Origin of the sequence: Pseudomonas sp. Yb2C2, from assembly GCF_052112325.1 — a bacterium.
GTDB classification, from domain to species: Bacteria; Pseudomonadota; Gammaproteobacteria; order Pseudomonadales; family Pseudomonadaceae; genus Aquipseudomonas; species Aquipseudomonas marginalis.
Genome location: NZ_JAVAJK010000001.1, coordinates 130,470 through 144,430 on the forward strand (window position 1 = coordinate 130,470; position 13,961 = coordinate 144,430).

The following is a 13,961-nucleotide window of genomic DNA, read 5'->3' on the forward strand; positions in this document are numbered from 1 at the left end:
ATATCGGTCTACCGGTTGAAACGCTCGACCAACGAATACTGGGTATTCGCCGTATGCGTCAGCTCTTCACTCAACTGCGCCGAGTTCAACGCCTGCTCCGAGGTCTGATCTGCCAACAGCGCAATGGTGCTGATATTGCGGCTGATCTCTTCGGCCACCGAGCTTTGCTCTTCGGTGGCGGCCGCGATCTGGGTGGTCATGTCGGTGATATGCGCCACCGCTTCACTGATGCCCACCAATGCCTGGTCCGCCTCCATTACCCGCGCCACGCCCTCTTCGGCCTGGCGATGCCCGGTGTCCATGGTTTGCACGGCAGCGGCAGCAGTTTGCTGCAGCTTGGCGATCAGGGCATGGATCTGCCCGGTCGACTCAGCCGTGCGCTGCGCCAGTTGGCGCACTTCATCGGCGACCACCGCAAACCCACGGCCCATCTCACCGGCTCGCGCCGCTTCAATGGCGGCGTTGAGCGCCAGCAGGTTGGTCTGGTCGGCAATGCCTTTGATCACGTCGACTACGCCGCCGATCTCGTCGCTGTCCTTGGCCAGTTGGGTGACGGTCACGCCGGTCTCGCCCACGGCCACCGACAGACGCTGAATCGCCTCGCGGGTTTCCCCGGCAATATCGCGACCGCGACTGGTCAGGCGATTGGCTTCCTGGGTCGCATCGGCCGTGCGCTGCACATGGCTGGCCACTTCCTGGGTGGTCGCCGCCATCTGGTTGACCGCCGTGGCCACCTGCTCGGTTTCCACGCGCTGGCGTTCCAGGCCGCTGGAGCTGTTATGCGCCAGGGTATTGGACTGCGCCGCCTGGTCGTTGAGGTGCTCGGCAGTGTCCTGCAAGCGCGTCAGGCAGGTCTTCAGGCGTGCCTCCTGGCTGAGAATCGACATCTCCAGGCGCGCCTGGGCACCACGGCTGTCGGTGTACATCTGCGCGATCAACGGGTCGGAGGTGGTCTGCTCGGCCAGGCGCAGCAGGCGCTTGAGGCCGCGCTGTTGCCAGCTCAGGCCCAGCAGCCCCAATGGCACCGACAAACCCGCCGCCAGGGCAAAGCCCCAGTGGGAGTTGAGCGACGCACCGATCATGAAGCTCAACTGGCTGATCAGGATAAACGGCAGCCAGTCCTGCAACACCGGCAGCCACTTGTCCCGCTGGGGGACGGCCGACTTGCCCTGGTTGATGCGTTGGTAGAGCGCTTCGGCACGGCGGATCTGCTCGGCGGTGGGCTTAATGCGCACCGATTCGTAGCCGACCACCTGGTTGCCTTCGAAGACCGGCGTCACATAGGCGTTGACCCAGTAGTGATCGCCCGTCCTGCAGCGGTTCTTAACGATGCCCATCCATGGCAAGCCTTGTTTGAGCGTGGTCCACATATGCCCGAACACGGCCGCTGGCACGTCCGGGTGACGGACCAGGTTGTGCGGGGCGCGCACCAGTTCGTCGCGAGAGAACCCACTGATTTCGACGAATGCGTCGTTGCAGTAGGTGATCACGCCTTTGGCATCTGTGGTGGAGATCAACCGTTGCTGAGCGGGGAAGGTACGTTCGCGCTGGGTAACGGGCTGGTTATTACGCATGATTGTTCAATCCGCAAGGCTTTCATTGGGTATCGGCGGTAACGGGGGTTTATTTAACTTATTTTTGCAACAATCGGCTTGGCAGTTTCCAGGGTCACGGTTCTTCGGGTGTTGTGATATCGAGAATGTCCAGAGCCATGCGTTGCTGGATCCTGCTGCGGGAATACTCCCGTAGAAATGCCGCTCGGTCGGTGCTACCCAGATCAAGACGGGCGAGTGCGGCAACGGCTGCGTCCGGGTTTGCGGGGGCAAACACGCAAGCATTGGGAATATGGTTAAGAGTGAACGCTTTTGAATAGCCTTCCAGCCCCGCCAGGATTGGCTTTCCAGTGGCTGCATATTCAAACAGCTTGGAAGGAATAACCTTCAAGAATGCGTTAAAGCTATTAAGGTGCAAAAAAAGCACATCCGCTTGCTGATAGTAGTGAATCAGTCTATGGCGAGGCATGGGAGGAATAAGCTCGACATTCCTTACGTTTCTTTTGATCAGCGCCTCGCTCAGTTTTTTCATCGTGCTGCCATCGCCAATGACGTAGAAACAGGCCCTGTCTGCCAGCCGTTCGGCCAGGGGGGGCAGGATTTTTTCCAGGCCTTGGCCGGCGCCGACATTGCCAGCGTAGACGATCTTCAACGGGCGTGTCGGTTCGTCAGGCGGTTCGGTATGGAAGGGGGTTTCAAGAAACAGATCATCCACACCGTTGGTGTAGGTTGAGAAGGTCTTGTGTGGATAACGGGGCGCGAAGTAACTCAGGAAACCGGGGGATACCAGGTTGACCCGCGTCGCACACCCAAGGGTGATTTTTTCCAGGCGGGAAAACACCCGTGCCAGGAGCTTGCCGACAATACCGGGGAAAAGCTCGGGCAGGACGTCGACAAAGATATCGCGAATATCCAGATAGAGAGGCGCGTGTTTTTTGCGCGCGATGGCGGCGCCCAGTGCGGCCGTCATCAGCCGCGAAGAGGTGGCCACGATCACGTCATACGGCTTACCCTTCACGGCCTGAAGGACGCCGCAGGCATAGTGGGCAAACCCCCAGGCCTGGCCCCATGCGCTGAATCTGTGCGCGGGGAGGCCGATGCGGGTGACGGACAGCTTCGGCTGATGCGCGGTGTGGGCAGGGGCAGCCTCATAGGACGGGTAGCGGTTTGGCTGGGTGGTCAGCACGTCGATCTCTATCTCACCGTTACCGTGGGTGAGCAAGGCCTTGACCAACGCCTCGACGCGAAATGCCGACAGATCGGGCGGAAAGTAATAGCTCAATATGAGAATGCGCTTGGTCATGCGCGCACCTCGGTTTTACGCCGCAGTACACGCTCGTACAGCGCCACCAGCGTGCTTTCCTGCCGCTCCCAATTTAAATGCAAGGCGGCATTTTTCGCGTTTTGCGCCAGTGCCTGACGCAATAACGGCTCATCGATCAGGCGCTGCAGTGCGGTGCGCAGTGATTGCTCCGAGCCTGCCGGTACCAAAAGTCCTACGGAGTAGGCCCGGACAATCTTGCGAATCTCCGGAAAGTCCGTGGCCACCACGGGCAGCCCGGCGATGACATATTCAAATAATTTGTTCGAGTCGGTGGTGAAGTGGTTCAGGCAGGTATTTTCGATCGGCTGCACACCGATATCGGCTGATGCGGTGTAGCTGGGCAAATCCGCCAGTGCAACGGTCGGGATAAAGTGCACTCGGTCTGTCAGGCCAAGTTCCGTGCGCAATGCCATCAAGGCAGGGGTAAGCCTGCCGCTCCCGATCAATACAAGGTAAGCGCCTTGCAACGACGCCGCCACGCGTAGCAAGCGTTCCAGCCCGCGCCCCTGTTGAAGGCCGCCCTGATAGACAACGATGGGCCAGGGGTGTTGCAAGCCCAACTCAAGACGAATCCTCTGGCCGGGCGAGGAGGCGCTCAGACAGGGGCGGTTTTGCAGTACCAGCGGGCGGGCGATTCCATAGGCCCTGGCAAAAAACCTGGCCCGGCTTTGCGTGGTGGTAATGATGCCTTCGGCCCTGGGCATCAAGGTTTTTTCGATACAACCTACCCAGCTGCGAAAGCGCGCATACCCCTCGCGGCTGGTGCTGATTTCGTGGGCGTCATACACCAGCCTGGCGCCGCTGAGCCGGGCCGCCAGCCAGGCGGTGGGCAGGGTATTGACGTCGTGGGCATGCACCACCGCAGCGCGATGCAGGGCGATGCGTAGCAGCAGCCCTGCATGTACCCAAAGCCGCGAAAGAATGCGTCGCAGGGGCATCGATTGTTCGGCTGCGAACGGGCCTGGCGATGGGGGCGATCCGGCGTTGGCCGCACGCCAGCGCACGCTGCGCGCTACGCGTACCACACGGATGCCTTCGGCCAGCACCTCCTTGCGATGCGTCACGCCGGGCGCATGCAGGGCGAACACGGTGACTTGATAACCGGCTGCCTGGAGTGTCCGGGCTTGCTTCAATACGCGGGCGTCGTTGCGAAACTCATTCCAGACGATCATGGCGATGCGGGGCACGGGAGATTCCTGTTGATGTGGACGGGGTTCAGCGAGTCGGGTGGAGGGCGAGAAACATCCGATTGATGCTCGAGGCGTGGGTGTTCAGGTAAAGAATGTCCTGGGTCAGGACCTTCAGTCTGCTGAGGCCTTGACGTATCAGGATCAGCGCTATCAGCGCGATGTACAGGTGGGGAGGCGTCAGGCAGAGAAAGTCGACAATGATGAAGGCGAATGCCGCCAGAAAGCCCATTGAGTAAAACGCATCGGCCACCGTGAGTGGGTGACGGGAGAGTACCGCGTGCACACGTTGGCTACGGTTGTTCAAGCCAATCAGCACAGCTGCAGCGAGCACGGAATAAGTCAGGCCGATCGCCAGGAGGGACGGGTAGAGGTAGAGCAACACGCAGAAGACGATCAGGGTAAACATGGCGTCCGATAAACCCCGCGCAAACCTGGAAAATGTCCTGGCTGCCAGGGCCAATTGGGTTTTTAGCCGCGCAGGTTCGGCACCGCCGTCTATCAGGGCGCGTGCCCCCGCCCTTGAGTAACGGGAGGCCATGAACCCGGCGCCCAGGTAAAAAGCGTAAAGGATCACCGTCAACAGACCGAGCCCGATGATCAGGGCGGTTTGATCGAGGCCTTTCAACGGGGGTGGCAAATAGGCGGGGACCGTCTCTGAACCGAGCAGGATGACAATCTTGATCGGCAGGAAGTACGTCGTTATCAACAACACTTGTGCGCAGAAATGTGCGGCATGGGCCATCAACACCGCACGTGGAGCGATGCTCATGAGGTTCTGGCCCAGGCGTACGCACCAGAGAAGTGCCGACAGGATACGGTATTGCAATGCCTTAACGTCTCGGCTCACCGTGGGGTTCCCGTATCAGGCTTAGTTCGGACGCGGTGATCAAATGCATAGCGCTTTGCGCAAGCACGCGTTGCCTGGCGTTGAATGATTTCGCCCTGAATATTTCCGGGTTGAAAAACAGTGTTTCTATTCCTTCGGCGAGCCCGGTGAAACTCTCGGGGGCCGATAGAAAGCCGCAGTCGTCGTCAACAAACTCAGGGATGGCCCCGACCCGATTAGTCAAAGGGACCAGGCCCGAAGCCATGGCTTCGTCACGCGATACCCCTTGTGTGTCCATGCGGCTGGGGCACAGAAACGCGCCATAGTGTTTGTGCAGGTCGGCGATCTCGGATTGTTTCAAATAGCGTTTTTCGAGGGTGACGTTCGGGTACTGACGCAGCGGTGCGAGGGTTTCTTCAAACAAAGGTCCGTCACCGACCATCAGGAACTCAAGTTCGTTGAACCATGGCTTGGTCGCCAGCATTTGAATGGTTTTGACGCTCAGGTCGTTGGCGTAGGTGCGTGACACATAGGGGCGGATCGAGAGGATTTTCTTGCGCTGCTCAGGCGGTTTTTCCTGATAGGCAAACAGCCGCGTATTGATGGGGTTGTGGATCACTCGGTATTGACCCCTCGGCAACCTGAACCCCAGGTCTTCCATGACGTCTTCGGCAAACTGTCGGGAGACGAATACCAGTTGCAGATTGGGCGGCATGGGTTGCAAAAGGCTGAGCCAGAACCCCATGCGTCGTTCACTGTCGAGCTTGGCCAGTTGCAACAGTGTTTCGTCGCCATAGTTGTAAGCCCGGCGCCACCAAGGTTGGATCTCCGCGCCGTGTACCCAGGCAATCACCCGGAGGCGGGGCAAGTAGGGGCGCACTATTTCCCACATCTGCGGATCCAGGAAGTGCACCAGCAGTGTCGTGTACTGTCCGCTGTCCAGCATGCTTGCCAGGGCGCTGCCCGGGCCGGTCACCACGTCGACATTTTCAAATTCGTGATAACTGATCGACTCGTCGGGGCGCAGACGAAAGACATCTACCGGCAGGCCCTGTTCCTGATAGGCCATGACACGGGTATGAATAAAGCCATTACGGTACAGGTCGTCATAGGCCGGGTAGTGGTTGGTCAGCAGCAGGTGCGCGGCCTTGGCGAGGAGGTGGGAGGGTTGGATTTCCCGGTGTCCTTGAACCAGTGCCTTGATCGTCGTGCTGCCGCTGCCGTGGGCCCGCAGGCCCAGGCGCAGGTACGCTGTCTCGGGCGGTATATCCCAGGCCTGATTGCGATTGGCCTGCTGCATGACATGGCTGATCCGTTGTTTCTGCGCATCCAGATACAGCACGACCAGTTGCAGGTTCAGGCCCGGCGTGGCATCGAGCAGCAATCTCAAGGTGTCGTCGGCCTGTTTCAGCTGGGCAACGTTCAACTCGTGCCTGGCGTAGTGATATTCATGTTTTCCGTCCGCGAGGGAGGAGTCGATATGCCAGGTGCCGCCTTCGACCTGCGCGCGCAGATACTTGCTGCGCAGCGGGCCGAACAGTTCTGACAGGTCCCGGCCGTTGCTCAGCGGGCCAGTAGTATCTGCACTCAATGGCGGGATCGTTTCACTGCTGCGCTGGAGATGCTGGAGGCTGATTCCGCTGTTCAGCTCGAGGTCATCCACCACCGCAACGACGTGCTGTCGATCAGTGCCCGCGGCGTTTTCGCAGTAGTTGAACGCATCGATCGCGAGGGACCGAGGGTGGGTGTAGGTGAGCGCCGGGAGGCTTTCCAGCCAGGCTCGGGCGGGCTGTTGTGCCAGCACTTCTGTCTTGATCAAGGCCCGACGTGCCGCTATCCCGGTGGCACAGCGGTATTCCTGGCCTGGGTTGATCAGGCGTATATCCCGTTCGTCCGCGGCATGGTGCGCCATCTTGCCGATCACCCGGGCCTTGCTGTAACGCGTTGCCAAGGCCAGGTCGAGCAAGTAGTGAGGGCCGTAGTAGTCCACGGCAAGCATGGCGCCGAACCAGTCGGCGCCGCCTGCCAGCTCGCCGAGGGTGAGCTTGTCCAGCTGTTTGCGCTCAATCAGTTGCAAGCGCGGGTCAACGGTGGCGGGCTGCCTTGCCGGCGCGTCGCTTACCGCGACATACAGCTTGACGCGGGGGTAGCGCTGACGCCGCAGATGCTCAATGAGGGCCTGCAATTGAGCCTCGTCGGCCGCGTCAGCGACCAGGCAAATCGTCGGCAGTGGCAGGTCATGCACGCGATGGGTCACCTTGCTCATCACATACATCAAACGGTGGGCATAGGTGTGTTCCAGCATCACCTTTCGCAGCCCTGCCAACCGCAGCCTGGCGTGTCCAGCGGGCGTGCCGAGGCGACGCAAGACCTCCTGGCCGTTGTCGCTGCAGATGACCAGGTCGCCCATCAGCACACGCAGGCCGCGAGAAAAATTGCTGACGGTCAGGGTGTTGGAACCCAGCAATTCAAAGGCACGACGGGCGAACATGGATTGCGACTGTTTGACCGAATTGAGATTGATCGCATACCGGTAGCCCTTGTAAGCCAGGTCTATCTGCGTCGCGTCAAGCGTACCGGCAATGTAGCCCCGATATCGGGCCGGAAACTGATAGTTGGCTTCTGGCTGGCCGAAGTTGCGATCGTAGATTTCCAGCGGACGAAAGCCCGGCAGGGCATTGACGAAGTGTTCCAGGTCCCGCGCCCGTTCGGGGTATCGGCAGTAGTAGGCACCGGCGAAACAGAACGCATCCTTGCGCTCATACAACTCGATCGGGTTGTGCATCGCCGGTTGGCAGGCAAAGGGCAGCAGGTAGACACGCTCATGCCCCAGCGCGCTTTTATAGCGATGAATACAGTCGATATCCGTGGTGAACACCAGGTCGAACTGTGTGGCGGTACCCAGGAACGTCTCGAAGTGCACCGGATCTTCCTTGTTCCAGAACACCGTTGGCACCTTGTGTTCCCGGCACCACTGCAAGACCTGGCGCAGCTCTGTGCTGTTCTGGGCGATCTTGTTATGCCAGCGGCCATCCTGGCCGCGCCATGCGGATTCGATAAACAGCAGGTCGGGTTGGAACGATTGCAGTTCGGCCAGGCCCTGGTCCGGTGTCAGTTGCAACAGCTCGCATTCATACCGGTAGGCCTCATGGGTAAAGGTGTCCATCACACAGGCCATTCTGAAGGGCTTGGCCGTGTCATGGGGGGCGAGCAACAGCTGGTTGCGCACATGCTCTGCATCCGCCAGCGGAGTGGGGGCCGGCGTGACAAGGAAAGCGGCGGTGCCAGGCAGCGCCGGTGGGATCGCATCATCGCCAGGGGGGGCCGTAGGTGCGTTGCCTTTGCGACGTGCGCGGGCTTGTTGATACAGCTTGAACAAGGCGCCAGGCAAAAGCAGGCATTCACGTAGCGAGCCCACCCCCACACGCAGTTGATACCCCAACTGATAGGTGGTGCTGGCCCGCGTCTTGATCAAGCGATTTTCCAGCAGGTGGCACCTGGCGTTTGTGCGCTGCAGATTGGCGGTCAGGACCTCTACTTGCGCTTGCTGCCGGGTATTGCACTCGGTTGAGTACGCCAGTTCGTTCTTGAGTTGCTGAATGCGCTCAGTCGCTTCACGGTATTTCTGATTGACCTGTTCCCGCTGTTGGCGACCGCCGGCTACCTGGCCTTGCAGGTTACTCTCGACGGACTCGAACGCCGCTTCCAGTTGACGTAGATGCTCGACACCCAGCGAACAGCCCTCGGGTTCTGTTTTGATGGCGACCATTCCCACCCACTTGCCCAGCATTTCGACCTGGATGACCTGCAGGTACGCACTCAACAGCCGAAAGGGTTCCAGCAGGTAGAACGTGTGCTTGTGGTCAAGGAAGTCATTCACCCCGAACGGCACGGTGATGATCAGCCGGCCACGCGGCTTGAGCATCGATGCGGCTTTTTCGACGAAGGTTGCCGGGTGGATGAGGTGCTCAAGCACTTCACTGATCACGATGCTGTCAGGTTCCAAGCCCTGGGTGTCCAGCGACATAAAGTCTGCATTCAAGTAGCGGACGTTGCGCTGCACGTGATCGGGTTCGGCCCTCAGGTAATCTTTGGCCTGCTCGAACGCCCTGGGGTCGTTATCCACGCCCGTGACCCTGTGGCCTTCACGGGCCAGCAACACGGGGATAATGCCCTGGGAGCAGCCTATGTCGAGTATTGTCCTGCCGGTGACCTGTGCGCAGATCCAATGGATCCGCGCACGGGTTTCCTGCATGAAGTGTTCGCCCAGCTTGCCGTAATAGGCTTCCATGACACGATCATGGGTATCGGCGAGTGGCGGTGGATTATTCATCGTCAGTTCGCCAGTACGCCGGCAGCATCAATCACCACGCCGTTGCTATGTCGCGCTGACATGGATCTGAACTCGCGATGCCCGACCAGCAACACATGGATATGGGCGCTGTCCCAGGCACAGGCCACGTCGGTCAGGGAATGGCCAGTCAGGTCGTCGGGCAGTGCATCGATATTGGGCTCGACCAGCAGCAGCGTTATCCCCAGTTCGTTGGCCAACTGGCGGGCAATGCCAAGTGCCGGGCTTTCGCGCAGGTCGTCGATGTCTGCCTTGAACGCCAGGCCATAGCAGGCAATTCGCACGTTGTGCGCGCACAGCCCGGGGTGCTTGAACAAAAGGTTGGCCACCGCCACCTTGACTTGCTGGATGACCCACTGGGGTTTGCTGTCGTTGACCAGGCGTGCGGTGCGGATCAACAGCGCCAGGTCCGGTGTTTTACTGACGATGAACCACGGGTCCACCGCTATACAGTGCCCACCGACGCCAGGCCCGGGCTGCAGGATATTCACACGCGGATGATGGTTGGCCAGGCGGATCAGCTCCCATGGGTCGATCTTCAACTGTGCGCAGATCATCGAGAGTTCGTTGGCGAAGGCGATATTGACGTCGCGGAAACTGTTTTCGGTCAGCTTGCACATTTCCGCGGTGCGTGTGTCAGTGACAATGCACTGGCCTTCGACAAACTGCTGGTAAAGCCGTACTGCTGCGGCTGAGCAGGCATCGGTCATGCCCCCGATGATGCGGTCATTGCTGACCAATTCCCTCAAGACATGCCCTGGCAGTACCCGTTCGGGGCAGTGGGCGATGCGGATGTCACTGGCTTGCTGATGGGTGGTGGGAAAGGTCAGGTCCGGACGCACACTGGCCAGCCATTTCACCATCAGTTCGGTGGTACCGACCGGAGAAGTCGACTCCAGGATCACGAGGTCGTGCTTTTTCAGCACCGGGGCGATGGCACGGCAGGCTGCTTCTATATAGCTCAGGTCTGGCTCGCGGTTTTCCAGGAATGGGGTGGGCACGGCGATCAGGAAGGCATCCGCCGGCTCCGGCCGGGTTGTCGCCCGCAGGTAGCCGTGGCTGACCGCCGAGCGGACCAACCGGTCCAGATCGGGCTCTATGATATGCACTTGGCCGAGATTGATGAGGTCCACGATATGCGGGTTTATATCGACGCCAATGACTGTTCGTTGCGGCGAGGCAAACAGCGCGGCGGTGGGCAAGCCGATATAACCCAGGCCGAGGACGCAGAGTGTCGGCATGCTCATGCCGCTGCCTCGTTTTTTCGCCAGGTTGCGATCAGAACTTCGCGAATGCGTGTGCACGCTCTGCCGTCACCGTAGGGGTTGTGGGCATTACTCATCTCCCGATAAGCCGCTTCATCGCTGAGCAACTCCCTGAGGTGGTGAGTAATGCTTGCGATCTCCGTGCCCACCAGCCGCGCCGTCCCGGCATCGACTGCCTCGGGGCGTTCAGTCGTGTCACGCATCACCAGCACCGGCTTGCCCAGTGCAGGTGCTTCCTCCTGGATGCCGCCCGAATCCGTGAGGATCAGGTACGCCCGGGTCATCAGGTAGACAAACGGCAGGTAATCCAGCGGCTCGATCAGATGTACATTGCTGATGCTCGCCAGTCGCCGTCGCACGGGTTCCTGCACATTGGGATTCAGGTGCACGGCGTAGACAAAGGTCACCGCCGGGAAATGCGCGGCGGTTTCAGCCAGGGCCTGGCAGATACGTTCAAGACCCTCGCCAAAATTTTCCCGGCGATGGCCTGTCACCAGGACCATCCGCTGGTCTTGGGGCAGAAAGGCAAATTGCCGGTCAAGGCGGCTACGCAGGGGTGATGTCGGGGCGTGGAGTTTCTCTACAACACTGAGCAGTGCATCGATCACCGTATTGCCCGTGACATGAATGCATTCGGCGGCCACCCCCTCATTGATCAGGTTCTGCCGCGAGGTTTGGGTGGGGGCGAAATGCATCGACGCGAGGCTGCCCGTCAGGCGTCGGTTGCCCTCCTCGGGCCAGGGGGAATAAAGGTTGTGGGTACGCAGCCCGGCTTCGATATGGGCAACGGGGATCTGTTGGTAATAGGCCGCCAGACTGGCTGAAAAAGTGGTCGCCGTATCCCCGTGGACGAGGATCACATCGGGTTTGAAGTCTTCCAGGACAGCTTGCAGCCCCTGGATGATTGCCGTCGTCACATCCGTCAGGTTCTGATCCGGCTTCATGATGTTCAAGTCGTAGTCGGGTACCAGTCCAAACAGCTCAAGCACTTGGTCCAGCATCTCCCGGTGCTGCGCCGTGACACACACTCTCGAGTGGAAACGGTCGTCATTTGCGAGATTGATCACCATCGGCGCCATTTTGATGGCTTCCGGGCGGGTGCCGAAGATAGACAGTGTCTTGAGAGGCATGGGGATGGCTTCTTGTATAGCGGGTGAATAAACGCTGGGCCTGAAACGCGGGTGCACAGCTGCCTTCAACGCAGTGCCAGGCGTGTCAGCGCGTGGGGACCGGGTTGTACGGAGTGGGTCGGTAACGAAGGGGGATTCTGCCCAAAGGGCGCGGAGCCGACTACTGACCGTTCGGCTGGTTACGAGGTGTTACCAATGTCGTAAAAGTACCCGCGCCGCGCCGAAGGCAGCCTCAGCCTGCCAGCATTGGATAGGTAAACAACCCGAAGTGAAGCAGATTCAAGCCAAAGTGCGTGGCAATCGCCGCACCCAGCCCGCCAAACCGATACGCCAGGCCATAACCGACCCCGGCGATGCCCGCCAGCAGCACCCATTGCCACCCTGCACCCACGTGCACCAGGCCGAACAGCAGCGATGCCAGCAGCAGCGCGAGGTTTTCGCCGTAGGGCAACTGTTTGAAGCGTCGGCTCAAGCCGCCTTGAATGTAGCCACGGAACAGGGCTTCTTCCACCAGGGTCACCAGCAACAGGTTGTTGAGTACCCACAGCCAGGCCTGGTCCGGCCATTTCGGCGCCCAACTGATCACGCCCAGCAAGGCTGCGCCACCCAGCGCGACGATGGCGGTAAGGGCCAGTACCAACGCGGTGACGCAGATCGACAGGCGCAACGAACGCCGCGCCACAATCCACGGGCAGGCCAGCAGCAACCAGAAACCAATCAGCGGCTTGTCCTGGTTCAGGTACATCGAGAACGGCACGGCATCAGGCGTAAATCGCTGCGGGTCAATGCCGCGACCGTTATAGAACCCCGGCAGCCAGTGCATCGCCAGGCCTAGCGCCAACACGACAAACAGCCCGTGACCCAGGTAACGCGCCCACGGCGTGCGCTGCTGGCGTACGGCATAGCCGGCGATCAACAGCAGGGCGACGGACACCAGCGCCAGTACGCCCAGTTGCCCGTAGGCCAAGGCCAGCGCATAGCCGATGGAAAGAAGCGCCAGGTACAGCCAGGGCAATGGGAGCATGGGGAATCCTTGGAAAATACCGGTCGGCATTATAGCGACGGCCCGCGCCCCGAAACGTGAAAACGCCTCCCCGCAAAAGGGCTTGGGCAAGTGATTGCAAAACATGTCATCGGCTGGTTATAGTCCTCGCGTCCTTATCCCTTCAAAAAGATCAGCACATGCCAGCTTCCCTGCGCATAGCGGTAGTCGATTCAGCGGTCAACGCTGTGCGCGTGCCGTGCGCGAACAAGCAGCCTGCGCAGATCAGTCACTACCCCCCACCTGTCAGTAGCACGCCGGTGTACGCAGTCGTATCACCGCCGGGTGTTGGCATTTCGGGCTGATCGGCACGTTGCTGTGCCCGCTCTGCCTGCCTGAAAAAAAACTACTGAATTTCAGCCTCTGCGGCTGAATCGGCTTTTTTTGCCTGATTACAGGTGGTAACCATGTCCGTTCTTTCGAAACACTCCGTGGCCGCGGCGGCCTCGACGAGCCTGTTTGTCCTGCTGTGGAGCAGCGGGGCGATCTTCTCCAAGCTGGGCCTGGCCCATGCTTCGCCCTTCGCCTTCCTGCTGATCCGTTTTGCCATCGCCTTGGCGGGGCTGGTGATCCTGGTGCCGGTCCTGCGGTTGAAACTGCCGCGTCCCGGCAAGCCCATGTTGTACGCGGTGGCAACCGGGTTGGTATTGCTGGGGGCCTATCAGATTTTCTATCTGCTGGCCCTGGACCTCAGCGTCACCCCAGGCGTCATGGCGACCATCATGGGGGTGCAGCCGATCCTCACCGTGGTGCTGATGGAGCGCCAGCGATCCTGGCGCCGGATGTTCGGCCTGAGTCTGGGCCTGGCCGGGCTGATCATGGTGGTCTACCAAGGCATCGGGCTGGCGGGCATGTCCCTGGCCGGGATGCTGTTCGGGCTGCTGGCCCTGGCAAGCATGACCTTCGGCTCGATCATGCAAAAGCGCATCACCGACAACCCCCTTGGCACCCTGCCGGTGCAGTACCTGGCGGGGCTGCTGTTGTGTTCGGTGTTTGTGCCGTTCCAGCCGTTCCACGTTGAACACAACGCCGGCTTTTACCTGCCGGTGCTGTGGATGGGCCTGGTAGTGTCGTTGCTGGCAACGCTGTTGCTGTACCGCCTGATCGCCCGGGGCAACCTGGTGAATGTCACCAGCCTGTTCTACCTGGTGCCGGCGGTGACGGCGGTGATGGACTATCTGATCTTCGGCAATCGGCTCGCGATGCTGAGCCTGTTGGGGATGGGCTTGATCATCATTGGGCTGGTCTTCGTGTTCCGCAAAAACTGATGCCCCCCGTAG

At 60.2% G+C, this 13,961-nt stretch carries 9 protein-coding genes; 1 reads left to right on the forward strand and 8 read right to left on the reverse strand.

Annotated elements, in window-relative coordinates:
* Positions 1-8: 8 nt before the first annotated feature.
* From Q8X51_RS00630 to Q8X51_RS00665, 8 genes are all read right to left on the reverse strand, one after another.
* On the reverse strand, positions 9-1,574 hold the full coding sequence (locus Q8X51_RS00630) for a methyl-accepting chemotaxis protein (protein ID WP_137212092.1): 1,566 nt from the start codon (positions 1,572-1,574) through the stop codon (positions 9-11).
* A 94-nt stretch (positions 1,575-1,668) separates the two neighbouring features.
* On the reverse strand, positions 1,669-2,856 hold the full coding sequence (locus Q8X51_RS00635) for a glycosyltransferase family 4 protein (RefSeq protein WP_407693403.1): 1,188 nt from the start codon (positions 2,854-2,856) through the stop codon (positions 1,669-1,671).
* Entirely contained in the window at positions 2,853-4,064 is a 1,212-nt protein-coding gene (locus Q8X51_RS00640; RefSeq protein ID WP_407693404.1) for a glycosyltransferase, read from the reverse strand. The genes Q8X51_RS00635 and Q8X51_RS00640 overlap by 4 nt, the downstream gene beginning before the upstream one ends.
* 28 nt (positions 4,065-4,092) lie before the next feature.
* Complete coding sequence (locus Q8X51_RS00645) at positions 4,093-4,914, reverse strand: hypothetical protein (RefSeq protein WP_407693405.1); 822 nt, start codon at positions 4,912-4,914, stop codon at positions 4,093-4,095.
* Positions 4,898-9,226, reverse strand: coding sequence for a methyltransferase domain-containing protein (locus Q8X51_RS00650; protein WP_407693406.1), 4,329 nt, complete (start codon positions 9,224-9,226; stop codon positions 4,898-4,900). Before Q8X51_RS00650 ends, Q8X51_RS00645 begins: the two co-directional genes overlap by 17 nt.
* Before the next feature lie 2 nt (positions 9,227-9,228).
* Entirely contained in the window at positions 9,229-10,491 is a 1,263-nt protein-coding gene (wecC, locus tag Q8X51_RS00655) for a UDP-N-acetyl-D-mannosamine dehydrogenase (protein ID WP_065924727.1), read from the reverse strand.
* A complete protein-coding gene (gene wecB, locus Q8X51_RS00660; protein WP_407693407.1) occupies positions 10,488-11,639 on the reverse strand; it encodes a non-hydrolyzing UDP-N-acetylglucosamine 2-epimerase in 1,152 nt (383 codons plus the stop codon). The genes wecC and wecB overlap by 4 nt, the downstream gene beginning before the upstream one ends.
* A 232-nt stretch (positions 11,640-11,871) precedes the next feature.
* Complete coding sequence (locus tag Q8X51_RS00665) at positions 11,872-12,663, reverse strand: CPBP family intramembrane glutamic endopeptidase (protein WP_407693408.1); 792 nt, start codon at positions 12,661-12,663, stop codon at positions 11,872-11,874.
* 425 nt (positions 12,664-13,088) lie between these two features.
* Between Q8X51_RS00665 and Q8X51_RS00670 the strand changes: the two genes are divergently transcribed.
* Positions 13,089-13,949, forward strand: a complete 861-nt coding sequence (locus Q8X51_RS00670; RefSeq protein ID WP_407693409.1) for a DMT family transporter — start codon at positions 13,089-13,091, stop codon at positions 13,947-13,949.
* Positions 13,950-13,961: the final 12 nt, after the last annotated feature.